The following is a 24068-nucleotide window of genomic DNA, read 5'->3' as shown; positions in this document are numbered from 1 at the left end:
ATATACGCTAGTGCTTTCGCAGGGACGACGTCCTTATGTGGAGGCAGGCTCGCACAACGTCACCTCACGTAAAGGCCGCTTCCACCTTGCCGAGGCCGTCGAGCTCCATCACGACCGTGTTGCCCGCGTTCAGCCACACCGTCTTGACCAGGCTGCCGGTCAGTACGATCTGGCCGGCATGCAAGCCACGGCCTTCAGTGGCGAGATGATTGGCGAGCCAGGCGAGCGCGTTGTGGGGATGCCCGAGCACGTCGGCGCCGGTGCCGCGGCCTTCTTCCTTGCCGTTGACGATCGCGCGTCCCGCGACCGCGCGCAAATCGGGCACGGTGATGCGCGGCACCTCCTCCCCGAGCACGCAACCGGCGGCGAAGAAGTCGTCGGCAATCAGCGTCGGCGCGCCCAATGTCTCCCATTTGACGTAGCGGTCGTCGACGATCTCGATCGCGGGATAGTAGGCATCGATCGCTTCCGCGACCCATTCGGCGGTGAACGGCGCCTCGCTGGGAGCGAGATTGCGGGCGAGCCGCACCGCGATCTCGCACTCGACGCCGACATGGACGAACTCGGCCGCCGGCAGCCGCACGCCGCTGTCATGCACGACCTTCTCGAACACGCCACCGACGCAGGGGTGCGGGATGTTGATATATTCCTGCATCACCGCGCTGGTGCAGCCGATCTTGTAGCCGACGAGGCTGCCGACGTGTGGCTGCATCAGAGCGTGCAACGCGTACTGCACCTGATAGCCTTCGGCCTCGTCGCGCGGCACCACGTCCTTCGGAAGCGCCTTGAGCGGCGCCCGGCTGCGGCGCGCGCTGGCGATCGCCTTTGCGGCCGCGAGGACCCGATCCATCTGCGCAGCCTCCCTGGTGTTCTCGGCGGCGCGGTGGCGCCTCCGTCTGCTCGCTGCAATTCAGCACTCGCCGACGCGTCTGGCAAGCACGCTGCACGGGAGCTGCCGTCAGGCCTTGACGAGGCCGAGCCGGATCAGGCTCTCGGCGGTCGCGACGATCATCTCCTCATTGCCGCGCGGGCGCCAGCCGAGCAGGTGCTGCGCCTTGGCGCTGGTCGCGCGGCGCACCTTGCCGAGCAGCGGCAGCGCGGCACGGGCCATCGGGTTGCGCCGTGCGGCGAGCCGCATCATCCAGTCCGGCGCCTGGAACCGCGGCACGCGCCGCGCCTTGCTGCCGAGTTTTGCGCGCAGCACTCGGGCGACCCCGAGGATCGACATGGTCTCGCCGGCGACCGCCAGGAAGCGCTCACCGCTGGCCTCGGGCGACATCATGGCGCGCAGATGCAGGTCGGCGACATCGCGGACGTCGACGAGGCCGAAATGGATCCGCGGCACCGCCGGCATCGCGCCGTCGAGCAGCGCCTTGATGATGCCGATCGACTCGGAGAAATCGGCACCGAGCGCCGGGCCGAACACCGCGGTGGGGTTGACCACGGCAAGCTCGAGGCCATTGCCTTGGCGCGCCACGAAATCCCAGGCGGCGCGCTCGGCCAGCGTCTTGGATTTCGGATAGGCCTGCACGCCCTCGCCATCGAGATTGGACCATACGGTCTCGTTGAACGGCGCCGCCTGCGGCGGATGGCCGTAACCGATTGCCGCGAACGACGACGTCACGACCACGCGCTTGACGCCGGCGTCGCGCGCGGCGCGCAACACCCGCAGCGTGCCTTCCCGCGCCGGGACGATCAGCTCATTCTCGTCCTCGGGCACATAGGCGCCGAGCGGTGATGCGACATGCAGCACGTAGTCGCACCCGGTGGCCGCCTCGCGCCAGCCATCGTCGCGCAGCAGGTCGGCGGTGACGAAGCCGACCTGGTCGGGCGCCAGCGCGCCACCCTCGCGCAGCATCGCGATCACGTCGTTGCTGCGACCCGGATTGCGCACCGTCGTTCGCACCGCGTGCCCGTCGGCGAGCAGCTGCAGAATCGTATGCACGCCGATGAATCCCGATCCGCCTGTGACCAAAACCGTGCTCATGTCCCTGCCCTCTTCATGGTTCGGCGGATGGGCCCAACATTGCACTGCCCGCCCTGCACAGGCCGCATCTGGTCACTATCTGATCTTGGACAATAGGATGAAATTCGAGACCGGTATGGAAAACAATACCAGCGATATGTGTGACGGCGGTGAATGCGAGAGCTGCCCCACCGACCCCAATGTGCTGATCGAATTCAAGCACGCGATCCATGCGCTCGGGGGGAAATGGAAGCTCGAGATCCTGTTCACGCTGATGAATGGCGGTGTGCGGTTCGGCGCGCTGCGCCGCGCGCTCGCGCCGATCACCCAGCACATGCTGACTGCGCAGCTGCGCGAGCTCGAGCGCGACGGCCTGGTGGCGCGCAGGGTGCTCGCCGAGAAGCCGCTGCAGGTCGAATACGAGCTGACGGATTCGGCCTGGAGCCTGACGCCGGCTTTCCGCGAATTGCTGGCATGGTCGAAGACGTTCGGCCCGCGCCGTCAGGCGGAGGCAAGCGAGGCGATACTCGGAGCCGGGTTGGCCTGAATATCGCCTCGCCTTCAGATCGGCGTCCGATCACTCCATGCCAAGCGCCTTTCGGATCGCGATCTCGACCGGCGAATACGCGCCGTCCGCACGTTCCAGCCGGTACGGTTCGCCGGCAGCGAGCGACGGCTGGGCCATGAAGCGCGGTGTCGTGCCCCGATGCTTCTGCGCGGCATGCACCAGCAACGGATGGCACAGATAGACCGTGCCGGCCTCCCCGGTCGCGAGCGCGACCTCGCAGTCGGCGCCGACATCGTCGAGCACCATGCGTGCGCGCCCGGCCTCGCCCGCCGGCGCGAGGTGGCGCGCCATCGGCCAATGCGAGCCGACCCTGATCCGGGTCGGCGCGTCGTCCTCGCCGACGTCGGAGAACAGGAACAGCATCAGCAGCGCCCGGCCGCGCGAGACGACATTGGCCCGCCAGGCGGAGAAGTCGCTGCGCTCGTTCGGGTCGCAATCCTCGCCGGGGAAGCTGACGTCGATGTGCCAGCCAGCATCGCCGGGATCGTCCGGATGCGGGAAGCGCACCGGAAAGGTTCCGATGTCGTCGCGCGGACGCCAGCGGCCGGGACCGGCGATCTGATCGAACGCCCGGTGCAGTAGCGGCGTGTTGATCGCTTCGCGAAACGGCGTACCGCCGTACCCCGGCAACCGGATCACCGGTTGGGTCCAAGTCAAAGGGTCGTGCTCGCTGCATGGCAGGTCGCGCCACATGATGGCGCGTCCCCGGTCGGCGAGTTCCCGGGGAAAGGCGCTGTCGATCCGGACAAAGCCCTGCTGGATGAATTGCTCGATCTGCGCGCCGTCAAGCGCACGCGCGTCGTTTCGATGGGTCATGATTGTCTCTCAAACTGTCGCCAGCCATCGATGCTCCGCGATGCGCGGAACCTGACCGGCTCATTCGGTTTCACTGGAATCCCAGGAGCGAAAGCTCGTGGGGCCGCTCAGCGCTTCCAGGAGGAAGCGGGATCAGCCCAGCAAAAACACCGAAGCGATGCTGAGAGTGCGTGTCATCATGGCGGCGCGAACGTACAACCGGTACGCGCCGGCAGCAATCCGTGGCGATCCGTCGCCACTATTCGTCGCGATAGACCTTCTCGCGCTTCTCGTGGCGTTCCTGCGCCTCCACCGACAGCGTTGCGATCGGGCGGGCTTCGAGCCGCTTCAGCGAGATCGGTTCACCGGTCTCTTCGCAATAGCCGTAGGTGTTGTCTTCGATGCGCTGGAGCGCCGCGTCGATCTTGGAGATCAGCTTGCGCTGACGGTCGCGGGCACGAAGTTCGATCGCGCGGTCGGTTTCCGAGGACGCTCGGTCCGCGAGGTCGGGATGATTGACGTTCTCTTCCTGCAACGTCTGCAACGTGACCTTCGATTCGCGGAGGATTTCATCCTTCCAGGCCAGCAGCTTGGCGCGGAAATAATCGCGCTGCCGCTCATTCATGAAAGGCTCTTTTTCAGTCGGCCGGTAGTTCTTCAGCTTTTCCAAAGGCAGCCATGTCCCTGTCAGGCGGAGGGAACACAACTCCTCCGCGCGGCGCCTTATATAGCCACGTCATGTGACAGACAATATCTGCCACCGCGAAAGGCGGGCCGCCCCCAAGGCCTTGCACAGGCAAACTTATCCGCCCTGCCCGGGGACGGCCCTGCCCTCTCAATAGCCGACCGTGAAACGGCGGCGGATATGGGCCGGGCGCTCGATTTCGTCGGCGAGTGCAACTGCGAAATCCTCGAAGGAGATCGAGCTTTTGCCGTCGGCGGCGGTCAGGAGCTGGTCGGTTCCGAGGCGGAACTTGCCGGTCCGCTCGCCGGCCACGAACAGCGCCGAGGGCGACAAGAAGGTCCAGTTCAGGTCCTTCTCCTGGCGCAGCAGGTCGAGGAATTCAGCCCCCTTGGAGGCCTCGGCCTTGTATTGGGGCGGAAAGTTGGGGGTGGTCACCAGGCGGACGCCCGGCGCCACCTCAAGGCTGCCGGCGCCGCCGACCACGAGATAGCGGCCGACCCCGGATGCCTTGGCCGCCCCGATCAGCTTGGCGGGGTCGCTGGCCAGGAAATGGATCGAACTGACCGCGGCATCGTGGCCGGCCCACAGCGCGGCCAAGGCGGCCTGGTCGTTCGCGTCACCCTTGCGGGCGGTGACATTGGGCAGGCTGGCGATCTTCTCCGGGTTGCGGGCGATGGCGGTGACGGCGTGGCCGCGGCGGGCGAGTTCCGCGGTGATGCGCGAGCCGGCCTGGCCGGACGCGCCGGCGATGGCGATCTTCATCTCAAGTCTCCGATTGATGGTTTCCAATGGTGACTAGATAGCGAAAAGGATGTAGGTGTGAAGAAGGCACTCTCGCCTCACCTGATCACGCCGGAGTAACCGCGATGAAAGCCACGAGCCTCAAGCCGGACGCCTATGCCGCCAATTGCCCGACGCGCCAGATCCTCGACCGGGTCGGCGACAAATGGGCGGTGCTGATCCTGCTGCTGCTGCGCAGCGAGCCGATGCGCTTCAACCAGCTCCGACGCGCGATCGAAGGCATCTCGCAGAAGATGCTGTCGCAGGTGCTGAAAAGCCTGGAGCGCGACGGGCTGCTGCGCCGCCGGGCGATCGCAACGGTGCCGGTGACGGTGGAGTATTCAATCACGCCGCTCGGATCGACGCTCGCCGAAGCCGTCGATCCGCTGCGCGACTGGGCCGAACGGAATCTGAAGGACGTGCTGGCCGCGCAGCGCCGCTACGACGCGCAGCGCAAGGCGCTGGCGGCCTGAGGCACCTGCAGGCACCAGCGGCGTCGGACAGGTGAGTTGATCGGGAGGAGCCTAGTATTGCCCGGCCTTGGCGAGCTCGACCTCGACGCGCAGTTCGATCTCGCCGAGCACGGCATCGAGGCCGGGGTCGCCGGAGGATTCCTTCAGGCTCGCCGCGGCGTCGCGCAGCCGGTTCACCGTGGAGGAATCGAAATTGCCGGACAGCAGGCCGAGCTTGAGCGCATCGAGCACGTCGAGCGCGCCCTTGCCGCGGGCCACCGAGCGCTTGCGGCGTTCGGTCGGGTCCTCGACGCCCTGCAGCGCGAGCAGCGCATCGAGGCTGGCGGCGGCCTTCGGCGCCGCGGTGGAGCGGACCTCCTCCTGCGCGGTCGTCGCATCCGGCAGCGAGAAGCCGCTCGACGAGGTGCGCCGCGTGGCGCTGGTGGACGTGCCAAGCGTGGTGCCGTTCGGTCCGTAGATGCGCATCGTCGTGATGATCCCGCAGGCCTGAATGGGCCGAGCATCGCTGTTTTATGGTTAACGGCGCGTAAACGACCCGGCAATTTCTGCCGCCGCGCGGCAGTTTCGCGCTCCCTGGCGAACCGGAGCAAAATGACGACCCGACAATTTCGATAAATATATCAACACATTGCCCAAGCGAAGCAGAGTGGCACGCAGCTCGCATGGTTAATGGCGGATCGCCGTCATGGGAGTGTCGCGCGATCCGCGAGTTCAGTTCGAGGGGAGCATCGGGATGCCCGGCATCCGCATCGCAAATCTGTTCGGAGTGGCCTGCGCCGCGCTGCTGGCGCTGGCGGCTTCCGTCATGCCGGCGGCCGCGACGTCGCGGATCAAGGATCTCGCCAATATCGAGGGCGTGCGCCAGAACCAGCTGATCGGCTACGGCCTCGTGGTCGGCCTCAACGGCACCGGCGATACGCTCAACAACATCCCCTTCACCAAGCAATCGCTGCAGGCGATGCTCGAGCGCATGGGCGTCAACATCCGCGGCGCCACCATCCGCACCGGCAACGTCGCCGCCGTGATGGTGACCGGCAATCTGCCGGCGTTCGGCACCCAGGGCACGCGCATGGACGTCACCGTCTCGGCGCTCGGCGATGCCAAGAACCTGCAGGGCGGCACCCTGCTCGTCACCCCCCTGCTCGGCGCCGACGGCAATGTCTATGCGGTGGCGCAGGGATCGGTGGCGGTCGCCGGCTTCGCGGCCGAAGGTGCCGCCGCCAGCGTCGTGCGCGGCGTGCCGACCGTCGGCCGGATCGCCAACGGCGCCATCATCGAGCGCGAAATCGAATTCGCGCTCAACCGCCTGCCCAATGTGCGCCTCGCGCTGCGCAACGCCGACTTCACCACCGCCAAGCGGATCGCCGCTGCGGTCAATGACTATCTCGGCGTCAAGACCGCCGAGCCGATCGATCCCTCCACGGTGCAGCTTGCGATCCCGACGGAGTTCAAGGGCAACGTCGTCGCCTTCCTGACCGAGATCGAGCAGCTGCAGGTCGATCCCGATCTGGTGGCCAAGATCGTGATCGACGAGCGCTCCGGCATCATCGTGATGGGCCGCGACGTTCGCGTCGCCACCGTCGCGGTCGCGCAGGGCAATCTCACCGTCTCGATCTCCGAGAGTCCGCAGGTCAGCCAGCCCAATCCGCTGTCGCGCGGCCGGACAGTCGTGACGCCGCGCACCAGCGTCGGCGTCAGCGAGGACGGCAAGAAGTTCGCAGTGGTCAAGGACGGCGTCTCGCTGCAGCAGCTGGTCGACGGCCTCAATGGCCTCGGCATCGGACCGCGCGACCTCATCAGCATCCTGCAGGCGATCAAGGCCGCCGGCGCGATCGAAGCCGACATCGAGGTGATGTGATGGCGAGCCTGATCAACAGCACCACCGGCAGCATGCCGAACAAGGCGTTGATGCCGATGTTCAACGGCCGCCCCGATCCCGTGCTGCAGGACGCGCTGAAGAAGGTGACGCCGCAGCAGGCCGCCAAGGCGAAGGCGACCGCGACCGATTTCGAATCGATGTTCCTGAATTCGATGTTCTCGCAGATGACGACCGGCCTGAAGGGCGATGGCCCGTACGGCGACACCGTCGGCACCGGCGCGTGGCGGTCGATGCTGACCGACGAATACTCGAAGAATTTCGCCAAGGCCGGCGGCGTCGGCATTTCCAACGAAGTGTTCCGCTCGCTGATCCTGCAGCAGGCGAACAAGAGCTAGGGTTTCAAGGAGCAGCGCGATGAACCAGCGTCCACAGCAGCCGCGGCCAGTAGCATCCGCCTCCGCCGCGCGGTCCGCGACGTCGACGCCGCCGGACGTCGCGCGTCTCGCCAACGAGCTGACCGAGGTGATGAGCGGCCTGCTTGCCGTGATCGAGCAGGAGACCGAGTTCGTCCGCGCCGGCAAGATCCGCGAGAGCATGCGGCTCGAGCCGCAGAAGTCCGAGCTGTCGCGGCGCTACATGCTCGCGGTGGAGCATCTGAAATCGATGCAGAAGATGCTGTCGCAGACCGATCCCGAGTTGCTCGCGACACTGCGCCGTCATCACGAGACGTTCCGCGCCATGCTGCAGGTCAATTTGACCGTGCTTGCAACGGCGCACGCCGTCTCCGAAGGCATCGTGCGCGGCGTCAATGCCGAGGTGCAGCGCCGCAACATTCCGAACACCTATACCGCAAGCGGACAGCGCGCCACGCCGGGCCCCCGCAACATGACGCCGATCGCGATCAGCCGCACACTCTGACGCCTACGCCTACAATTTAGCTCAATTCGACGCCGCCCCGGCAGCGCGGCATTCAGCGTGTTTTCTAACAGCCTGTTGAGAGGTTCCCCGTAGAGTTGCGGACCGTGAGGGGTTGGGATTTGACTCAAGCAAACTAGTGCCTGTGCACTACGAGGCTGCCATGAGTACAGATTTCAACATCAAGCCGGTGGGGGCACCGGTCGCGGCGCCGATGGTCTCTCCCACGAGCGATACGGCGCAGAAGGCGGTCAAGACTGAACTGCCGGCGAGCCAGAGCGTCACCGCTCCGGAGCCGAGCGTGCGCGTCACCATCGATCCCGACGCCGTCAACGCATCGATTTCAAATCAGGCTCCGTCGGTCAGCGACCAGGTCATCATCGACCGCGACGCGCGCGCCGTGGTCTATCAGGTGGTCGACAATCGCACGAATTTGGTGGTGAGGCAGTTTCCGGAAGAAGCCGTATTGCGCCGCCGCGCCTATTTCCACGCGCTCGATCTCAGCAAGGACGCGCCGACGCGGGTGCGCGCCACCGATCGTCGCGCCTAGGCGCGGAGCAAGGACCGCTCAGGTCTTCTGCGTGGCGTAGGCCTTGTCGAGATAGGTCGCTCCAGTAGCCGGATCGGTGACGACATTGGCGATCAACGCCGTCCCCTGCTGCACCAGCGCGAACTTGGTATCGCCGATCCGGAACCCGCCATCCTTGATCAGCACGTCCTGATACTTGCTGGTGCCGTCGCTCTGGTAGTGGACCTTGGCGCGAAAGCCGTCGACGTTCGACACCGAGATGTTGAACGACTTGTTGTTGGCGTACTTGCCGCTCCAGCTGCCCTCATAGAGGTTCGGATCGACGGCCACATAGGGCGTCTTCGACGGGACCGTCAGGCCGGCGGCCTTGTAGTTGGCCGACAGGATGCTCAACACGTCGGCCATGCCGAGGGCTCCGTCAGGAATCGATCGATCAGCCGCGACCCGAGAGGCCGGCGGCGATATTGCAGTTGATATCGATCAGCGACTTCAGTTTCGCCGGATCCGGATTCATCTGGATGTCGACGGTCTGCTTCATCACGAACACGCCGATATTGGCGATGTTCTGGCGAATCTCGAGCGGCTGCGGATTGTCGTCGCCCTGTGCGGCGCTGAGAAAGATCGACCACAGCCGGCGGTTGAACAGCAACGCGTGATCGAGCGCCTTGTCGGGACCATTCCAGTTCGTCTGGACTTCCTGCAGCTGCCGCGCGGCCTTCAACAGCGCCTGCGCTTCGATTTCACGTGGGGACGCCGTCGTCGTGGAGGTACGAGCGTAGGCCTGGGCTGCATTCGACATTCAATGACCTCGATGGGATGCGGATTTCTCGAGCCGCGAAGACGCAATTCTAGCGCCCGATATTTATGCATCCGGCGCCTTTAAATATGGTTAGCAGGCGTTACGAAATGCGTCGTTCTGACGGCATGGACAGACACCGTAATATCCCGGAGACAAAAGAAAACGGCGGGGTTTCCCCCGCCGTTCTCGAAGCACTTGCCGGCGCGTTTAGCGGAGCAGCTGCAGCACGCTCTGCTGGCTCTGGTTGGCGAGCGCCAGCGCGGAGACCGCGATCGACTGGCGGGTCGACAGCGCCTGGCTGTTGGCCGCTTCCTCGTTGGTGTCGGCCAGCGTCAGGTTGGACGAACCGGTCTGCAGCACGTTGATCAGGTTCTTCGAGAAGTCCTGACGGATCTGCACGATCGACAGGTTCGAACCCAGCGTCGAGGCTTCGCTGCGCAACGCGGAGCTCGCCGAGCTCAGCGACGAGATGACGCTGTTCGCCGAGTTGTTGTCGAGGAAGTCGGTGCCGGCGGTCAGCGCCTTCAGTCCGAGGCCGCTGGCATTGAAGGTGACGCCGGTGATGCTGAGCGTCGACTTGCCGGTCTCGTTGAAGGTCAGCTTCAGGCTGTCGCCGTTCAACAGGTTGATGCCGTTGAACGAGGCGTCCTGCGCCGTGGTCGTGATCTGCGCGATGGTGTTGTTGTACTGCGTCACCAGAGCGGCACGCGCCGACTGCGAGGCCTGGTCGGCGACCGGGGCCGTGCCGGCCGCGCTGAACGTCGCGGTGCCGCCGCCGGTGTTGGTGAAGGTCACCGCACCGATCGTCGAGGACGCCGCGTCATTGGTCGTGGTGATGACAAGCTTGTTGGAGCTGTCGAGGCTCGCCGTCAGGTTGCTGGCCGCCAGCGACGTGTTCAGCTGCGCCAGCGACGTGCTGGCCCCGAAGGTGAAGCTGAAGGCGGGTTGGCCGGCCGAAGCCGCGATCGTCAGCACGTCACCGCTCTTGATCGTGGTGCCGTCGACGAGGTTGGCAGACGTGCCGCCGAGCGCCGCGGTCGAGGTGACCTGCGACCTGGTGGTGTAGCCGGTCGGGCTCTGCAGCACCTGGTTGGCGATCGACTTCGCGGTATCGACCAGCTTCTGCAGCGAGGTGATGCCGGTGTTGGCGGCCTGCAGCACCTGCACGCCGTTGCCGATGCCATCGAGCAGGTTGTTGATGTCGCTGGCGCGGTTGTCGAGCGATTGCGCGGTGAAGAAGTTGGTCGGGTTGTCGAGCGCCGTGTTGACCTTCTTGCCGGTGGCAAGGCGGTTCTGCGTCGTGGAGAGCAGATCGGCGGTGGACTGGAGGGAGAGGAGGTTCTGGCGAACGGAGGAGGAGAGAATGATATCGGACATTTTCATACCTTTCTGGTGTGAAACTGAGGAAAAAGCCGCTCCAATCCTTTCTGATCGGGCGGATGGCCGATCCTGCGGTCTGGCCGCGAAGGAAAAAGAAATCTCCGGCACGGTATTTGAGACAAAGGCCGAAGAATAAAATTATCGCCATTGGGCGAGGTTCGCCCCGAAAACTACTGAGACGACTGACAATTCCGGCTAGATAACGACGCTAGCGCCCGCCCCTCGTTCACCAAGCATTAACCATCATGGGAAAGGATCGCTGTCGCATCGGCCCCTGCCCGCAACGGCGGCTGCTAAGCAGTGCCGAACCACTTCGCTCCGCCAGCGAAGACATCGCGCGACTGCAGGCAAAGGAGAACGGTCATGGCCCTGAAGGTCGAACTCAAACCGAACGAACGCATCATCGTCGGCAATTGCGTGATCACCAACACCGACCAGCGCGCCCGCCTGCTGATCGACGGCGACCGCATCCCGATCCTGCGCGAGAAGGATATCCTGACGCCCGAGACCGCGGATACGCCCGCGAAGCTGATCTATCTCGCCGTGCAGCTGATGTATCTGTCGCCGGACCCGATGGCGCACCACCCGACCTATTTCAGTCTGGTGCGCGACATCATCACCGCGATGCCGAGCGCGTGGCCCTTCATCGAAAGCGTCAACAACTTCATCCTCAACGGCGACCTCTATCACGCGCTGAAGGAATCCAAGAAGCTGATCGCACACGAAGAGAAGCTGCTGGAAACCGCGCGCGACCAGCAGAACGCCGAACGGGACGACACACGCAAGAGCGCGTAGAGCTTCTTGTTTTGACGCGTTTCTTCGCGCGAACCGGCGTCCACGTCGCTTGAAAACGCTCTAGCCCCACTCGCCTGAATCGGGATAGGGGGGAGCCTCGCAGCCCCTCCCACCGGGTCACCGGAGGCGGTCGCCCGCCCCCGGTTCCCACAGAACGTGGCGTGCGGATTTCCCGCACCGACGCTCTTCGACAGTTGGTTCACAGCACTGCAAGCGCTTGCAGCTCCCGATAAGGGAGGCGCAGCTTAGGCTTCAGCAACGGTGTCCGTTCTTTGATTTGGTTGAAGGCGTCCCAAGTGAGGCGTCGGCCTGCCCAGCTGCGGCTGCGCAGCATTCCGCGCCAGTAACGCTCCACGGCCCGATAGACTTTTACGAGGCTCCGGAGATTTCCGGCGACGCCGTAATAGCCATAGTGGCCGCGCAGGACGAGGTTGATTTCATCGGCCTGGTCACTGATCTTGTAATGCCGTATTTGCCGCATCAGCTCCTGCAGAGACATAAGGCTGCGCTTTAGCCGAGATTTCTCGGTGCGCATCCCAACCTTGAAGTTGCCTTTTTGGTTTCGCGTGCAATAGAGCGTCAGCCCCAGAAAGTAGATTGTTTCCGGGCGGTTTCTGCCGCGTTTGCCCGCATGTCTTTGCGCGAACCGACCAAACTCGACCAACTTGGTCTTGGTCGGCTCTAGAGTGAGGCCGAACTTCCCCAACCGAAGACGCAAGGCCTCCTGTACGCGGGTGGCGTCCGATCGATATTGGAAGCAGATCACAAAGTCGTCGATATAGCGCACCAGTCGGGCTTCGCCCCGCAACCGACCCTTCACCACGCGTTCGAACCAGAGGTCGAGAACGTAATGAAGGTAGAGGTTGCTCAAAAGCACACTGATCGATCCGCCTTGTGGCGTTCCTTGTTCGCTCGGGTGCACCGCTCCGTCTTCCAGGATGCCCGCTTTCAACCAGCGCCGGATCAAGCTGATCAGGCGCGGATCACCGACTCGATGTTCGACAAACCGGAGGACCCGATCATGATCGAGACTCCCGAAGAAGTTCTTCAAATCCGCCTCCAACACCCAGCTGATCATGCCGCCGGCGATCACCTCATTGAGGGTCGCCAAGGCATGATGGGCGCTGAGCTTCGGCCTGCCGCCGAACGAGCAGGGTAAGAAGTCCTGCTCGTAAATAGCGGCCAGCACCTCAGCCGTGCTGCGCTGGAGCGCCCGGTCGGCGACAGTTGGAACCCCGAGGGGGCGCTTCTCCGTCTTACCGGGCTTGGGGATATAGACCCGCCGAATGTTCGGCGCCCGATATCCCTGGCGATGGATGGATTGGAGCATTGGCCCTATCCAGTCCTCGAAGCTCTCCTTCGCCGCCTCCACCGTCTGTCCGTCCACCCCGGCGGCGGAGCGCTTCGGAATCTGTAATAGATTCTTTTGCACTCGGTCGCGCGTGATGTGATGGGCCAACGAGGTGAAGCGAAGATTTGTCTCGCGCCGAGCTTTCACTGCTATTTGTTCAAGTTTCGTTTCCATGGTCAGCTGATCTTCTCTTTGCATAGAAGGCCGTAACTCCCGTTGAATGGAGCCCATGTCGCCCAAGAACAATTCAACTACCGCTGACCGCTTCCCCATGTGGCCGGCTCTCCCGTCCTCGGAGTACTATCGGTCAGTCTGACTTCCACCCGGTCGTCAGACCCTTCTCACCTCAGCGGCTTGGCAGGTCTTACAAGCTTGCGCTTGAACCGGATGGATCTCCCTTGTTCACGCTGCTTCCTTTGATTGCATGCTGGCGGTACGAACCCCGGGAGCACCTCTGACCGCTCGCGTTGTCGCGGCCTGCGGTTCCGCCTTCCCCTTTGAGAGACAGGGTCGGCTACTCCGATCACGTTCGATTTCGGGGCTATTTTCCCGTTCACTTCATTCCGGCCTACAACCTCCCTGTCTACGCTTCGCAACGGCCGTTACCGGACGCCACGCAAGACTCGGTTCGCGGCTGCTCGCTAGGCTTTGCCGCGGCCGTCATCTCAGACGGCAGACTTCAACGCGCTTGCAAGGCGCAACTCCCACACCACCGTACATACGGGTCCGTATACGGCGGTTCGCTGGATTAAGCGGCAAGAGTTGTTCTGTTGCCGCCGTAGTTTGGGTGTCAGCAATCGTCGCGCCAGCTTCGACTCCTCTGATCAGCGTCAGTCAGGGTTTCACCCCTTCCCGCCGTTCCGAGGCCAGTTGCCCGGAATTCAGTCGCATGGCCGATGCGATATCGCTGCATCTACTCGTCACTTCCAGCGTTCAGGCCTTCGGCGAAACTCGTTCCGCCTACTATGCCCTCTGCTGACTTCTGCACTGCGGTCAGATCGCCTTACGACGACCTCAGTCTCGTTGCCGAGACGCAGCGCAGATCTCCCGAGGTAAGATCGACCGCCTTCGCCGCACGCCCGCCGGATTTACCACCCCGGCCCTTGATGACCGTGGACTTCGCGATCACGTGCTCGCTCGTCCGGCCGGGTAGGCCTCGTTATCCGGTTTTTGTCCATCGGGCCGCGGCTTTGCTCCACGCTTCCTTCAGACCCCACCTCGCGATGACGCCCTTGCGCTTCGCTAATCCTTCACCGTCATCAGGCTGGATAGAGGACTTCCACCTCCAAGCTGCCGGTCATGCTCGGCACACACGAAAAAGGCCTCCGCGCGGAGGCCTTTTTGCTGGCTGGAGTTCAGGGGCGCGTGATCAGCTGATCGGCAGATATTTCAGCAGCGTCGTCTGATACAGCATCGACGTGGTCTGGTACGACGCCTGCAAGCTGGTTTGCAGCGCCAGGATCTTGGTCGCGACCTCGTCCTGATTGACGCCCTCGACCGAGTCGAGCATCGTTTCCGCCATCCCCTTCAGCTGGGTCTGCCGATCGGTGGCCGCCTTGGTCGCGGTCTGGGCACCGGCGAATTCGGCCTGCACGTCCTGGATCTGCTGCTGACCGTTTTGCGGGGCGAGGTTGCCGCTGACGCGCTGCGCGAGCGCCGTCACCTGCGCGCTCGCATTCGGGTTGCTGGCATTGGTGGTGACGGCTGCATACACCGCGACGTTCTGCAGCAAATAGCGGAAGGCCTGCTCGTTGGCGCGCGCGCCATACTGCACGGTGATCGACTGATCGACCTGCGCGACCGCGGTGCCGCGCGCCGACCCCGGGCCGTTCTCGCCGGTGTACCAGTAGACGGTGTTGCCGGGCGTGCCCGCGACCAGGTTGGTGGCGGTGTCGAACGGCGGTCCCCCTACCCTGAGCGGCGCCGGCGCTGCGGTGGTGTTGCTGGCGATGCCGAGTGCGCCGAGTGCGGCGGTATTGGAGCTCGAGATCGACAGGCTCTCGCCGTCGGCGCCGTGCAGGGTGATCGCGCCGTTGTTGATGGTCGACGGGTTCTTGGTGCCGCTGATCTGGTCGATCTTGGCCATCAGCGTCTGCACGCTGTCGGTGACGTTGACCTGGTTGCCAGTGGCGCCCGAGGCCACGAAGGTGATCGGCGTGCCGTTCACCGTGATGGTATCGCCGGCGGCAAAGCTCGTCGACAGCGAGTCGGTGCCCGTCGCCCCCGAAAGCGCCGTGGCGCCGCTGATCGGCGCCGGCGGCGTGTTCTGGTTGTTGACCGCGGCGCCCGAGACGGTCGCGACCGGATTGAAGAAATTGTTCGACGCTGCGACCGCGGACGCCGCGACCAGCGACGTGTCGCTCAACGTCTTGATCGACGAGGTCAGCGTCGATTGCAGGTTGGCCGTCGTCGCCGCGGTGTCGGTGCCGATCAGGAACGAACCGGCGGGCGGCGGGTTCGTCGTGGTCGCCGTGAGTTCGATCGCTTCGGTGGTGCCGTCGGGCAGCGTGAAGTTGAACTTGATCTTGTCGCCGTCCTTCGGATTGACGGCGCCGAGATCGACCGACGCGGTCTTCGGCGTGCCGGTCGGCTGCGTCACCGTCGCGCCCCCCGTCAACGACGACTGCACCGACAAGAGCTTCAGGCCGAACGGCGAGCCGTCCTCGGCGATACTCGTGACCGTCGTGGTCGCCGGCGGCGACGAGACGCTCAGGCGTCCCATCATGCCGGCGCCCTGATCGGCCTGCTTGCGCTCATTGATGAGCTGCGTCAGGCCGGCCTGGGTTGCCGTGCCCTTGAGCATGGTATCGGCGGACACCGTGGCCGGCGTATCCATCGCGCGACCGGAGAATAGATAGCGGTCGCCCGACTGGCTGTTCAGCATCGCGACCGCGTTGGCGAAGGCCGCCTGCGCCGTGATCTGGCCCGAGGTCTGGCCGCTGTCGTTGAGCGTCAGCGTCGCCGTCGTCGCGGCGTTCTTCACCTGGGTCCCGACGTCGGACAGGCCCTGCAGGGTGAGGTTCGCGACACTCAGGCGCGTGTTGAGGTTGGTGGCGGTATCGGAGAATGCGTTGATGCCGCTGATCTGCGTGCGCAGGCTGAGCGCGAAACCGCGATCGAGCCCCTGCCCCGCATAGGTCGTCGATACCTTGCCGGTCGCAAGCTGCGTGGTCAGGTCATTGAGCTGATTCCGCAGGTTGAGGATCGTGGTGCCGATATAGGAAGTTCTGCCGCTTACGCCGTCGATCGACATGTTACCCTCACGTGAGCTGCAGCAGCGCGTCGTACATCTGCTTGATCGACGACATCACGCGCGCATTGGCGGAATAGGCGTTCTGCAGCGAAAGCAGATGCGCCATCTCCTCGTCCATGTTGACGCCGGAGGTCGAGTCCATCTTGGTCTGCAGCGTGTTCAGCACGACGTCCTGGCCGTCAGCCAGTTGCTTGGCGGCGGTCGCCGACTCGCCCTGCTGGCTGATGAACTGCTTGGCAAAATTGAGCAGCGTGCCGGTGAACGGCGCGCCTGACGTGCCAAGGCCGGTCTGCGGCGAATAGCTGTACGAGGCGTTCGACAGCTGGTTCAGAACGAGGTTGGCGCGCGTGGTGTCGCCGGCCGGCGTCTGCGGATTGGTCGAGTACACCACCATGCGCGAGGGATCGCCGATCAGGCCGGTGTTGACGCTGATGCGCGCGGCAAGGCCGGTGGTCTGCGAGCCGTTCGCGGTGATCGCGCCGGTATAGAGTCCGCCATTGTCGGTGAACAGTGGAAGGTGCGGATCGCCCGAGGTCAGCGACGAAACCGTCGACGTGACCGACGCCGCGGTCACATCGGCCTTGTTGACGGCGCCGTCGTCGAGCACGCGCAGCGTCGACCCGGACGGATTGGAGAATTGCAGGCCGGTTCCGCCGAGTGCGCCGTTGAGCTGCGACAGCACCGAGCTCATGCCGCCCGAGAAATCGATGCCCAGCACCTCGTCGTTCGGATCGACGGTCGCGGTATTGCTCAGCGGCAGCACGTTCGGATCGTCGACGCGAATGATCGACAGATTATGCGTGAGGCCAGTGGTGTTGTCCTTGTAGGAGACGTGGATGGTGTTGCCGTTCTGCAGCCCCGAGAGGTCGAGGTCGAAGCCGGACTGCGCCCCCGCCGTCGCCGCGGTGCCCGCGGTCGTCTTGTCCGACAACGCGCTCGACATCGCGGCCGCGAACTGATCGATCTGTGTCTGGGCCTGCGCCAGCGTGTTGTCGCGCAACTCGAGATAGGCGGCGATCTTGCCGGAGCGAATCGAGTTGGTCGACACCATGTCATAGGTGCCGCCATGCGGGAACGTGATGGTGATGGTGCCGACCGTGCTCTTGGTCGGGTCGGTATTGTACAACGTGTTGGGCGTCATCGTGCCCTGGGCGTTGAAGCTGAGCGTCGCGGCCTCGGTGCCGACCAGCTGCACGCCGGAATTGGTGAACACGCTCACCTGGTTCTGGCTGTTGGTGACGGTGCGGATGTCCATCAGCTGCGAGAGCTGCGTGACGTAGCGGTCGCGCTGATCGAGCAATGCCGCGGTCGAGGCATCGGTCGTGCCGCCATTGGCCGCCAGCTGGACATTGAGGCGGGCAATCTGCTGCAACGCATTGTTGGCGCTGTTGATGGAGTCGCTGATGCCGGCCTCGGCGTTGGCGCGCAGCGTCTGGATTCCCTGCGAGGTCGCGTTGAGCTGCTGCGCCATCGATTGCGCGGCATTGATCACGCCGATGCGGGCCGACTGCGATTCCGGGCTGGTCGACAGCCCCTGCAGCGCGGTCAGGAACTTGTTGTAGGCGTCCTCGATCGTGCCGGTGGAGTCGGGATTGCCGTACACGCCCTGCAAATTGGCCAGAAAATCCGAGCGGACGTCGGCATAGGCCGCGCCCGACGTCTCGGTGCGAAGCTGGGTCTGCAGGAATTCGTCGAGCTGGCGGTTGACGCCGGTGATGAGGACGCTCGATCCGTACTGGCCGGTGGTGCCGGTGACCTGGTTGAGCGTCTTCCTGACGTAGCCGGGCGTCTCCGCGTTGGCGACGTTCGACGACACGAGCGAGAGCGAGGCCTGCGTGGCGCGCAGGCCCGACATCGCGGTGGAAAGGGCTTGGCTCAAACCCATGATGTGTACTCGCCTTTACTTCTTCACACGTGCAGCAACGATGCGATCAGCGCACCACGTTCAGGAGATCCTGCACCATCGAATTGGTTGTGGTGATCACCTTGGTGTTCGCCGAATAGGCCTGCTGGGTCACGATCAGCTTGGTGAATTCGTCGGCGATATCGGTGTTCGAGCTCTCGAGCGAGGAGCCGACGATGGTGCCGGCCTTGCCGAACAGCGCCGCGCCGGACTCGTCGGTTGCCTCGAACGCACCGCCGTCGATGCGCTTGAGGAAGTTGGTGCCGTTGAAGGTCGCCACCGAGATTTCGGCGAGGTCGATGTTGCGGCCGTTGGTGTAGTTGCCGACGATGCGGCCGTTGGTCGAGACGCTGACCGACTGCAGCTGGCCGGCGGGGAAACCGTCCTGCTGGATCTGGTTCACCTGAACGTTGCCGTTAGCGTCGGCGAACTGGGTCACGCCACCGGAGCCGAAATTGATCACGGGGCTGCCGAGCGACACGCCGTTGACGACGGCATTGGTGAGCGCCACCGAGGAGATCGCCGGCGACATCTGGCCGTTCGAGGCGAAGGTGAAGTTGACGTTGACGTTCTGCCAGGAGACCTGCGTGCCGGTCGCATTGGGATTGACCTGATAGAACAGGTTCCAGGTGTCGGTATGTCCGCTGCCCAGCGAGGAGCTGTCGGTCTTGGCCCAGCGGAATTGCAGGTTCACCGGCGCGCCCGACACGTCGTAGGCCGTGACGGCGCCGCCCGAGACGGATTCGTTCAGGAAGGTCGAGTTGTCGTTGCCGACAACCTGGCCGGTGCCGACCGTGCCGCCGCCGCCGCGAACCGCAACCGCCGACCCGGTGAAGCCGAGCGCCGCAAAGGCGGTCGCGTTCGAGCTCGTCACGTTGAGATCGGCCAATTTGCCGGAGTGCAGGGTGATCTTGCCGCCGCTGATCGTCGATGGCGTCGTGGTACCGGTAATCGCGTCGATCTTCGCGAGCAGCGTTCCGATGCTATCGGTGACGTTGAGCTGGTTGCCGGTCGCCCCCGACGCCACAAAGGTGATGACGGTGCCGTTGACCGTGATCGTGTCGGCGGGCACGACGGGCGGGCCCGCAGAGCCGGCGCTGAAGTTGGTATTGATCGAATCGGTGCCGGCTGCGCCCGAAAGCAGGGTCGCGGCGGTAATGGCCACCGACGGCGTCGCCTTGTTGTTTTGCGCGGTGCCGGTGATCGCGGAATCGGTATACGGCGCAGCCGGCGTGCCCAGCACCAACGGATTGTTTCCACTGCTGAACGCGCCCGGCCGGATCAGCTCGGAACCGGGAACCGAAGTGTCGTGCGCGGTGGTCAAGGGATAGGACGCGAGGTTGGCGCGATAGTCGATCTTGGTGGTCTGCTGCGCCGGCAGGAAGTCGTTCTTGAATTGCAGCACCTGCGGCGATGAGCCCGCCGGGTTGCCGGTGGTCGGGTCGATCGGCACGCCCTCGAGATAGTAGCCGGCGCCGTTGACGAGATAGCCGTCCTTGTTGAGCTGGAAATCGCCGCGGCGGGTGTAGCGGTCGACACCATCGAACACCGGGGCACCGTCGGTGAAGCTGCCGGGCTTCTGCACCGCGAAGAAACCGTTGCCGTTGATCGCCATGAAGGTCGCGACCGATGCCGACTGGACGTCGCCCTGCACCGAGTTGGTCGAACGGGACTGCGCGGTGACGCCGCCGGCAAGTTGCGCGGTCAGCGCGGTCTGCGGGACGAGGTCGAGGAACGAGGTATCGATGCGCTTGAAGGCGGTGGTCTGCGAGTTGGCGATGTTGCCGGAGATGTTTTCGAGCGCGTACGACCCTGCGCGCAAGCCACCGACAGCCGTCGTGAGAGCGCCGAAGATACCCATGACATGTTCTCCAATTCGATTCCCGGCGGCTGGCAATCACAGGAATGGCCGCATCGGCGGAGCATGTCGCAAAGGTCGTGCCACGAAACAAAACGTAACAAAATCATCCGCTTGAAAAAAATGCCCCGGTCGTTCGACCGGGGCACATTTGCCGGGAGCGGCAACAATTGCCGGGAAGGAATGTCAGGTCGCCGATGGCGCCGCCGGGTGAAACACCAGCGCGAAACCGTCCATGCAGTAGCGCAGCCCGGTCGGTTTCGGGCCGTCGTCGAAGACGTGGCCGAGATGGCCGCCGCAGCGGCGGCAATGCACCTCGGTGCGCACCATGCCGAAGGTGCGGTCCGACGTCGTGCCGACCGCATTGTCCAGCGGCTTCCAGAAGCTCGGCCAGCCGGTGCCGCTCTCATACTTGGTCTCGGACGAGAACAGCGGCAGGTCGCAGCCGGCGCAGGCGAAGGTGCCCTTGCGGTGCTCCTTGAGCAGCGGGCTCGATCCCGGCCGCTCGGTGCCCTGGTTGCGCAGGATCTCGTATTGCTGCGGCGTCAGCTGGGCGCGCCATTCGGCGTCGGTCTTCTCGATCTCGAATTTCTCGGCGGCCTGCGCCGGCGAGGCGCGCAGCCAGCGGAAGGCGGCGAAGCCGAACAGGCCGGCGACGGAAGCAAGCAGGATGCGGCGATCGATCATCAATCATCTCCGGTGCGGACGGCTCAGGGGGCGTGCCCCGAGGTTCGTCAACAGATACGAATCCCGCCGGCGGACGTTACATCCGCCCGTCGGAGATCCGCTCACTTTCTTGCGAGGCATCCGGATACGCCGCCTCGCCGTCCTCGATCTGCCTGGGCGCGGGCGGATGCGCCGGCCGCACAGCCGACGGGGGTGGACGGCGGAGTGCGGGTCCCCGGGTTCCCGCCCTGAGATTGGCCTCGGCGAGCCGCGCCTCGCGCAGGCGTTCCTTCGCACGTGCACCCTCGCGGTAGCGCGCCAGAACACCTGCCACGGACGAGGCCCCCCTCGCCCACAGGCTGACGAAATGACCGGCGACGCGGCCGGTGGTACCGCCGGCCCAGACCAGCTCGAACGGCGAAAACAGCCGCCAGCGGTCGTCGCCCCACAGGATGCTGCGCGCGATCAGCTGCCCGGCGAGCGCCGAGGTGTTGAGTCCCTGCCGGCCGAAGCCGCTCGCCACCCACAGGCCCCGGCGCAACTGGCCGATCTGCGGCATGCCGTGCACGGTGACGCCGACCGCGCCGCCGAACATCTCCGCGACCGGAACCTTGCCGAGTTGCGGAAACACCGTGGCGACGCGACGCTGCACTGCGGCGCCGAGGCGCTCCGGCCGTGCGTTCCAGGTGGTTTCGGGGCTGGCCCACAACAGCCGATCGCCATCGACGACACGGAAATGGTCGATGCCGTCGCTGTCGACGACCGAGCCGGGAAAGGCGATGGACTCCGCCAGCCGCTCCCCGAGCGGCTCGGTCAACGCCGCGTAGCGCCACACCGGCAGCAGCGTATCGGACAGCCGCTTCAACGGCGCACCGAGATGGATATTGCCGGCGAGGACAATATGGTTGGCCCGCAACCGCGCCGTCGGCGTCACGATGCGCTTGCGGATGCCCGAAAAATCGATGCTGACGACCGGCGTCTCCTCGAAGATCCGCACGCCTGCCCGCATCGCCAGCGCGGCGAGGCCGTGCACATATTTGCGGCCATCGATCTGGAACGCCTTCGGATAATAGATGCCGTGGAAATAGCGGCCGGTCCTGAGCACGCTGCGCACGCGATCGACCTGCCAGCCCTCGACCTCGGTCGCGAAATCCTCGCCGAGCGTCTGCAGACGGCCGATCAGCGCCTCGCCGACATCGACATTGGAGACTTCCAGCGCGCCGTCGCTCGGCTTGATGCCCGGGATCAAATCTTCGGTAGCGGTGGCGCGGACATAGTCGGCGCCCTCCTTCGACAGCGCCCACAGTTCGCGGGCATCGTCGAGGCCGACGCGCTCGATCACATCTGATATCGGCAGGCCGAATCCCGGCATCACGGTACCGAGATGATGACCGGAGGCGTTCCAGCCGATCTGGCGGCCCTCGAGCACCGCAACGCTCGCACCGAGCCGCGCCGCCTCACGCGCCACGGTCAGGCCGGCCAGCCCGGCCCCGACCACGCAAATGTCGACGTCGAGGTCGAACGCCAGACGGTCGCGGAACGGCGAGGCCGCCTGATCGGGGCCGTCCGCCGCACTTGTGGAACTCTCGCTCATGGCGTTTCTTACGGACCGCTGCGGCGCTTGTCACCTTGTCCAGGGCATGAGCCTGTAGAATTAATTCGACCTGACCGAATCGAGAATGGAAGTCCATGCGCCGTTTGCTGCTGCTGCGTCACGCCAAAACCGAACACGACGCGCCTTCGGGGCACGACCAAGACCGCCGTCTCGACGAGCGCGGCCACCGCGACGCAGCGGAGATCGGCAGCTGGATCGCCCGTCATCCACCCCTGCCCAATCTGGCGCTGGTCTCGCCGGCTGTCCGCACCAGGCAGACCTGGGAGATCGTGCGCGAGGTGCTGAAGGGCGCCGGGTCTGCGGCGAAAGTCGAATTCGTGCCGGACCTCTACGGCGCCGATCCGGCGCAATTGCTGACCGCGATCCGGATGGCTTCGGTCACCGATCCGAAGCGGCTGATGCTGATCGGCCATAACCCCGGCATGCACGAGCTCGCGCTGACCTTGACCGGCAGCGGCGACGAGGCCGCAAAGCGCGCGCTCGGCGACAATCTGCCGACCTCGGGGCTCGCCGTCTTCGACTTCGCGACCGACGACTGGAACGACGTCTCGTTCCGGCGCGGCAAGCTCGTCCTATTCGTCAGCCCTAAACTGTTGAAGCAGGCCTCGCGCAGCTGACGCAAGCGGACAGCGCCGCGCCGCCATGCTATATTGACCTCTGCGCGACAGGGGGACCGGTTCGCGTCGATACCAGACCGACTTCAAGAAAAAGAAGGCGCGCGTCCCGGCACAGGGACCAAACGGCTCCAGACCAATCGCGGACAGGAGGCGCAGATGTACAAGTCCATTCTCGTTCCGATCGACCTCGCCGATACCGACCTGGCGAAGCCGGCGATCGCAACCGCCGCGACGCTGTCACAGACATGGAACGGGGCGGTGCGTCTGCTCAACGTGCTGCCGATGACGCCGGTGATGCTCGCCGAATATGTGCCGGCGGATTTCGACAGCCAGCAACGCGAAACGTCGGAAGAGGCGCTTGCGATCGTCGCGCGCGAATCCGGCATCGCGCCCTCCCGCATCTCGGGCGTGGTCCGCCAGGGCGGCATCTATCACGAGATCCTCGAAGAGGCCGCGACCATGAAGGCCGACCTGATCGTGATGACCTCGCACCGGCCGGCGATGCGCACCTACTTCCTCGGCTCGAATGCCGGGCACGTGGTGCGCTACGCCAAATGCTCGGTGCTGGTGGTGCGGCACTAGAGCAGAATGAGTTATGGGGCCGTCGCAGGCGGCGCTGCCAAAATATCGAAAACAACCCCATGCAAAGTAGCCGGCGGCGGCCGGCGCTCGGCCAGGGCGACTTGACACGTCGGGCAACTCAGGAACATTCTTCTAATATTCCGAAATTGCGCCCGGGCATGGTCAGCCCTCCCAGAGCCGACCACCCATGAATCATTGAAAAATTGATTCGGGAATCCTATAAAACGCGGCAAAATCAACAATCTGCCAAAGTAGTGGGCGCGGACTCATTAAGGCGCAGCCATAGCCTGATTGACGCGAGTTGAACGAAGGCAAGATAGTTAGCGGCAAGCCTGTCGTACCGCGTCGCCACGCTACGACATTGTTTGATTCTTGATGCACGCGGACAATGGAGGTGTCGATCATCTGGACAGCGGCATCATGGGCGGCGGCAATCGCTTCTATGATGCGGCCCCAGACACCAGCCCGCCGCCAGCGGACGAACCGGTTGTAGCAAGTGGTGTATGGGTCAAACGCCTCCGGCAGATCACGTCAGGGTGCTCCCTGATCGGAGCACCCAGAAGATGCCATTGAGGACACGTCGATCGTTCACTCGAGGAACGCCACGCGGCTTGTTCGGTAGCATCGGCCTTATGGCAGTCCATTCATAGTCGGCGAGTTCGTAGCGCATGATTCGAGCGAACAGTTTGAGAGTTTGAATCACGGGAGTCCGGCCAAAC

Annotated in this window: 25 protein-coding genes and 1 pseudogene; 10 read left to right on the top strand and 16 right to left on the bottom strand. The window is 64.5% G+C overall.

The features are described from left to right. Positions 1-64: 64 nt before the first annotated feature. Together J2R76_RS01400 and J2R76_RS01395 are read right to left on the bottom strand one after the other, a co-directional pair. Positions 65-850 (bottom strand): 2-keto-4-pentenoate hydratase, encoded by a 786-nt coding sequence (locus J2R76_RS01400; RefSeq protein WP_168854992.1) that lies wholly within the window; start codon positions 848-850, stop codon positions 65-67. Between the two features lie 108 nt (positions 851-958). Further along, the gene (locus J2R76_RS01395) at positions 959-1987 is read right to left on the bottom strand and encodes an aldehyde reductase (protein ID WP_057016666.1); all 1029 of its coding nucleotides are present in this window, start codon (positions 1985-1987) and stop codon (positions 959-961) included. Positions 1988-2102: 115 nt separating this feature from the next. Here J2R76_RS01395 and J2R76_RS01390 point away from each other — a divergent pair, with 115 nt between their 5' ends. Beyond that, positions 2103-2513 (top strand): helix-turn-helix domain-containing protein, encoded by a 411-nt coding sequence (locus tag J2R76_RS01390; RefSeq protein ID WP_057016739.1) that lies wholly within the window; start codon positions 2103-2105, stop codon positions 2511-2513. 30 nt (positions 2514-2543) lie between these two features. On the opposite strand, the gene J2R76_RS01385 is transcribed toward J2R76_RS01390, so the two are convergent. The 3 genes from J2R76_RS01385 to J2R76_RS01375 form a co-directional block, all read right to left on the bottom strand. Then, on the bottom strand, positions 2544-3350 hold the full coding sequence (locus tag J2R76_RS01385; protein WP_253623683.1) for a phytanoyl-CoA dioxygenase: 807 nt from the start codon (positions 3348-3350) through the stop codon (positions 2544-2546). Between the two features lie 238 nt (positions 3351-3588). Further along, positions 3589-3954 (bottom strand): RNA polymerase-binding protein DksA, encoded by a 366-nt coding sequence (dksA, locus tag J2R76_RS01380; RefSeq protein WP_170991616.1) that lies wholly within the window; start codon positions 3952-3954, stop codon positions 3589-3591. 210 nt (positions 3955-4164) lie between these two features. After that, positions 4165-4776 carry an NAD(P)-dependent oxidoreductase gene (locus J2R76_RS01375; RefSeq protein ID WP_076825672.1) on the bottom strand — a complete coding sequence of 204 codons (612 nt, stop codon included), beginning with the start codon at positions 4774-4776 and terminating at the stop codon, positions 4165-4167. A 104-nt stretch (positions 4777-4880) separates the two neighbouring features. On the opposite strand from J2R76_RS01375, the gene J2R76_RS01370 reads away from it, so the two are divergent. Next, on the top strand, positions 4881-5267 hold the full coding sequence (locus J2R76_RS01370; protein WP_028337693.1) for a helix-turn-helix domain-containing protein: 387 nt from the start codon (positions 4881-4883) through the stop codon (positions 5265-5267). 51 nt (positions 5268-5318) lie between these two features. Here the strand turns inward: J2R76_RS01370 and J2R76_RS01365 are convergent, their stop codons facing one another. Then, on the bottom strand, positions 5319-5732 hold the full coding sequence (locus J2R76_RS01365) for a flagellar assembly protein FliX (RefSeq protein ID WP_057016669.1): 414 nt from the start codon (positions 5730-5732) through the stop codon (positions 5319-5321). A gap of 268 nt (positions 5733-6000) precedes the next feature. On the opposite strand from J2R76_RS01365, the gene J2R76_RS01360 reads away from it, so the two are divergent. From J2R76_RS01360 to J2R76_RS01345, 4 genes are all read left to right on the top strand, one after another. Then, complete coding sequence (locus tag J2R76_RS01360) at positions 6001-7125, top strand: flagellar basal body P-ring protein FlgI (RefSeq protein WP_038385504.1); 1125 nt, start codon at positions 6001-6003, stop codon at positions 7123-7125. Beyond that, complete coding sequence (flgJ, locus tag J2R76_RS01355; RefSeq protein WP_028337696.1) at positions 7125-7481, top strand: flagellar assembly peptidoglycan hydrolase FlgJ; 357 nt, start codon at positions 7125-7127, stop codon at positions 7479-7481. The genes J2R76_RS01360 and flgJ overlap by 1 nt, the downstream gene beginning before the upstream one ends. A 19-nt stretch (positions 7482-7500) precedes the next feature. Beyond that, a complete protein-coding gene (locus tag J2R76_RS01350) occupies positions 7501-8004 on the top strand; it encodes a hypothetical protein (protein ID WP_253623682.1) in 504 nt (167 codons plus the stop codon). A 160-nt stretch (positions 8005-8164) separates the two neighbouring features. Then, the gene (locus tag J2R76_RS01345) at positions 8165-8551 is read left to right on the top strand and encodes a hypothetical protein (protein WP_076825676.1); all 387 of its coding nucleotides are present in this window, start codon (positions 8165-8167) and stop codon (positions 8549-8551) included. Positions 8552-8569: 18 nt separating this feature from the next. Here the strand turns inward: J2R76_RS01345 and J2R76_RS01340 are convergent, their stop codons facing one another. From J2R76_RS01340 to J2R76_RS01330, 3 genes are all read right to left on the bottom strand, one after another. Then, positions 8570-8935: a hypothetical protein gene (locus J2R76_RS01340; protein ID WP_016846761.1), complete on the bottom strand. Its 366-nt coding sequence runs from the start codon at positions 8933-8935 to the stop codon at positions 8570-8572. A gap of 28 nt (positions 8936-8963) precedes the next feature. After that, on the bottom strand, positions 8964-9329 hold the full coding sequence (flaF, locus tag J2R76_RS01335; RefSeq protein ID WP_016846762.1) for a flagellar biosynthesis regulator FlaF: 366 nt from the start codon (positions 9327-9329) through the stop codon (positions 8964-8966). A 207-nt stretch (positions 9330-9536) separates the two neighbouring features. Continuing rightward, complete coding sequence (locus J2R76_RS01330) at positions 9537-10706, bottom strand: flagellin (protein WP_253623681.1); 1170 nt, start codon at positions 10704-10706, stop codon at positions 9537-9539. Between J2R76_RS01330 and J2R76_RS01325 the strand changes: the two genes are divergently transcribed. Together J2R76_RS01325 and flbT are read left to right on the top strand one after the other, a co-directional pair. Further along, positions 10693-10845, top strand: a complete 153-nt coding sequence (locus J2R76_RS01325; RefSeq protein ID WP_159109478.1) for a hypothetical protein — start codon at positions 10693-10695, stop codon at positions 10843-10845. The genes J2R76_RS01330 and J2R76_RS01325 overlap by 14 nt on opposite strands. A 227-nt stretch (positions 10846-11072) precedes the next feature. Continuing rightward, entirely contained in the window at positions 11073-11504 is a 432-nt protein-coding gene (gene flbT / locus J2R76_RS01320; RefSeq protein ID WP_028337700.1) for a flagellar biosynthesis repressor FlbT, read from the top strand. A 199-nt stretch (positions 11505-11703) separates the two neighbouring features. Here the strand turns inward: flbT and ltrA are convergent, their stop codons facing one another. From ltrA to J2R76_RS01290, 6 genes are all read right to left on the bottom strand, one after another. Beyond that, the gene (gene ltrA / locus J2R76_RS01315; RefSeq protein WP_069280038.1) at positions 11704-13053 is read right to left on the bottom strand and encodes a group II intron reverse transcriptase/maturase; all 1350 of its coding nucleotides are present in this window, start codon (positions 13051-13053) and stop codon (positions 11704-11706) included. A gap of 1171 nt (positions 13054-14224) precedes the next feature. Continuing rightward, positions 14225-16108, bottom strand: a complete 1884-nt coding sequence (locus tag J2R76_RS01310; RefSeq protein WP_076825681.1) for a flagellar protein — start codon at positions 16106-16108, stop codon at positions 14225-14227. A 7-nt stretch (positions 16109-16115) separates the two neighbouring features. Continuing rightward, positions 16116-17993: a flagellar hook-associated protein FlgK gene (gene flgK, locus J2R76_RS01305; RefSeq protein ID WP_168855002.1), complete on the bottom strand. Its 1878-nt coding sequence runs from the start codon at positions 17991-17993 to the stop codon at positions 16116-16118. Between the two features lie 46 nt (positions 17994-18039). Beyond that, positions 18040-19872: a flagellar hook-basal body complex protein gene (locus J2R76_RS01300; protein WP_141340721.1), complete on the bottom strand. Its 1833-nt coding sequence runs from the start codon at positions 19870-19872 to the stop codon at positions 18040-18042. Positions 19873-20055: 183 nt separating this feature from the next. Next, entirely contained in the window at positions 20056-20556 is a 501-nt protein-coding gene (gene msrB, locus J2R76_RS01295) for a peptide-methionine (R)-S-oxide reductase MsrB (protein WP_141340720.1), read from the bottom strand. Positions 20557-20632: 76 nt separating this feature from the next. After that, positions 20633-22129 (bottom strand): FAD-binding oxidoreductase, encoded by a 1497-nt coding sequence (locus tag J2R76_RS01290; RefSeq protein ID WP_253623680.1) that lies wholly within the window; start codon positions 22127-22129, stop codon positions 20633-20635. A gap of 95 nt (positions 22130-22224) precedes the next feature. Between J2R76_RS01290 and J2R76_RS01285 the strand changes: the two genes are divergently transcribed. Further along, a complete protein-coding gene (locus J2R76_RS01285) occupies positions 22225-22767 on the top strand; it encodes a histidine phosphatase family protein (RefSeq protein ID WP_253623679.1) in 543 nt (180 codons plus the stop codon). A 156-nt stretch (positions 22768-22923) separates the two neighbouring features. Then, complete coding sequence (locus J2R76_RS01280) at positions 22924-23349, top strand: universal stress protein (protein ID WP_076825691.1); 426 nt, start codon at positions 22924-22926, stop codon at positions 23347-23349. 366 nt (positions 23350-23715) lie between these two features. On the opposite strand, the pseudogene J2R76_RS01275 reads toward J2R76_RS01280, so the two are convergent. Beyond that, positions 23716-24019: pseudogene (locus J2R76_RS01275) on the bottom strand (transposase); the annotation flags it as partial. Between the last annotated feature and the right edge of the window lie 49 nt (positions 24020-24068).

It is taken from the genome of Bradyrhizobium sp. USDA 4532 (genome assembly GCF_024171315.1).
Lineage (GTDB): Bacteria > Pseudomonadota > Alphaproteobacteria > Rhizobiales > Xanthobacteraceae > Bradyrhizobium > Bradyrhizobium australafricanum.
Note: the sequence above shows the minus strand (reverse complement) of the source record. Positions and strands in the feature narration are given on the sequence as shown.

What these genes read in the sequence shown, in the direction of transcription:
- J2R76_RS01400 (WP_168854992.1), bottom strand. Translation starts at nt 850, where the DNA reads ATGGATCGGGTCCTCGCGGCCGCAAAGGCGATCGCCAGCGCGCGCCGC.
- J2R76_RS01395 (WP_057016666.1), bottom strand. Translation starts at nt 1,987, where the DNA reads ATGAGCACGGTTTTGGTCACAGGCGGATCGGGATTCATCGGCGTGCAT.
- J2R76_RS01390 (WP_057016739.1), top strand. Translation starts at nt 2,103, where the DNA reads ATGGAAAACAATACCAGCGATATGTGTGACGGCGGTGAATGCGAGAGC.
- J2R76_RS01385 (WP_253623683.1), bottom strand. Translation starts at nt 3,350, where the DNA reads ATGACCCATCGAAACGACGCGCGTGCGCTTGACGGCGCGCAGATCGAG.
- dksA (WP_170991616.1), bottom strand. Translation starts at nt 3,954, where the DNA reads ATGAATGAGCGGCAGCGCGATTATTTCCGCGCCAAGCTGCTGGCCTGG.
- J2R76_RS01375 (WP_076825672.1), bottom strand. Translation starts at nt 4,776, where the DNA reads ATGAAGATCGCCATCGCCGGCGCGTCCGGCCAGGCCGGCTCGCGCATC.
- J2R76_RS01370 (WP_028337693.1), top strand. Translation starts at nt 4,881, where the DNA reads ATGAAAGCCACGAGCCTCAAGCCGGACGCCTATGCCGCCAATTGCCCG.
- J2R76_RS01365 (WP_057016669.1), bottom strand. Translation starts at nt 5,732, where the DNA reads ATGCGCATCTACGGACCGAACGGCACCACGCTTGGCACGTCCACCAGC.
- J2R76_RS01360 (WP_038385504.1), top strand. Translation starts at nt 6,001, where the DNA reads ATGCCCGGCATCCGCATCGCAAATCTGTTCGGAGTGGCCTGCGCCGCG.
- flgJ (WP_028337696.1), top strand. Translation starts at nt 7,125, where the DNA reads ATGGCGAGCCTGATCAACAGCACCACCGGCAGCATGCCGAACAAGGCG.
- J2R76_RS01350 (WP_253623682.1), top strand. Translation starts at nt 7,501, where the DNA reads ATGAACCAGCGTCCACAGCAGCCGCGGCCAGTAGCATCCGCCTCCGCC.
- J2R76_RS01345 (WP_076825676.1), top strand. Translation starts at nt 8,165, where the DNA reads ATGAGTACAGATTTCAACATCAAGCCGGTGGGGGCACCGGTCGCGGCG.
- J2R76_RS01340 (WP_016846761.1), bottom strand. Translation starts at nt 8,935, where the DNA reads ATGGCCGACGTGTTGAGCATCCTGTCGGCCAACTACAAGGCCGCCGGC.
- flaF (WP_016846762.1), bottom strand. Translation starts at nt 9,329, where the DNA reads ATGTCGAATGCAGCCCAGGCCTACGCTCGTACCTCCACGACGACGGCG.
- J2R76_RS01325 (WP_159109478.1), top strand. Translation starts at nt 10,693, where the DNA reads ATGATATCGGACATTTTCATACCTTTCTGGTGTGAAACTGAGGAAAAA.
- J2R76_RS01330 (WP_253623681.1), bottom strand. Translation starts at nt 10,706, where the DNA reads ATGTCCGATATCATTCTCTCCTCCTCCGTTCGCCAGAACCTCCTCTCC.
- flbT (WP_028337700.1), top strand. Translation starts at nt 11,073, where the DNA reads ATGGCCCTGAAGGTCGAACTCAAACCGAACGAACGCATCATCGTCGGC.
- ltrA (WP_069280038.1), bottom strand. Translation starts at nt 13,053, where the DNA reads ATGCAAAGAGAAGATCAGCTGACCATGGAAACGAAACTTGAACAAATA.
- J2R76_RS01310 (WP_076825681.1), bottom strand. Translation starts at nt 16,108, where the DNA reads ATGTCGATCGACGGCGTAAGCGGCAGAACTTCCTATATCGGCACCACG.
- flgK (WP_168855002.1), bottom strand. Translation starts at nt 17,993, where the DNA reads ATGGGTTTGAGCCAAGCCCTTTCCACCGCGATGTCGGGCCTGCGCGCC.
- J2R76_RS01300 (WP_141340721.1), bottom strand. Translation starts at nt 19,872, where the DNA reads ATGGGTATCTTCGGCGCTCTCACGACGGCTGTCGGTGGCTTGCGCGCA.
- msrB (WP_141340720.1), bottom strand. Translation starts at nt 20,556, where the DNA reads ATGATCGATCGCCGCATCCTGCTTGCTTCCGTCGCCGGCCTGTTCGGC.
- J2R76_RS01290 (WP_253623680.1), bottom strand. Translation starts at nt 22,129, where the DNA reads ATGAGCGAGAGTTCCACAAGTGCGGCGGACGGCCCCGATCAGGCGGCC.
- J2R76_RS01285 (WP_253623679.1), top strand. Translation starts at nt 22,225, where the DNA reads ATGCGCCGTTTGCTGCTGCTGCGTCACGCCAAAACCGAACACGACGCG.
- J2R76_RS01280 (WP_076825691.1), top strand. Translation starts at nt 22,924, where the DNA reads ATGTACAAGTCCATTCTCGTTCCGATCGACCTCGCCGATACCGACCTG.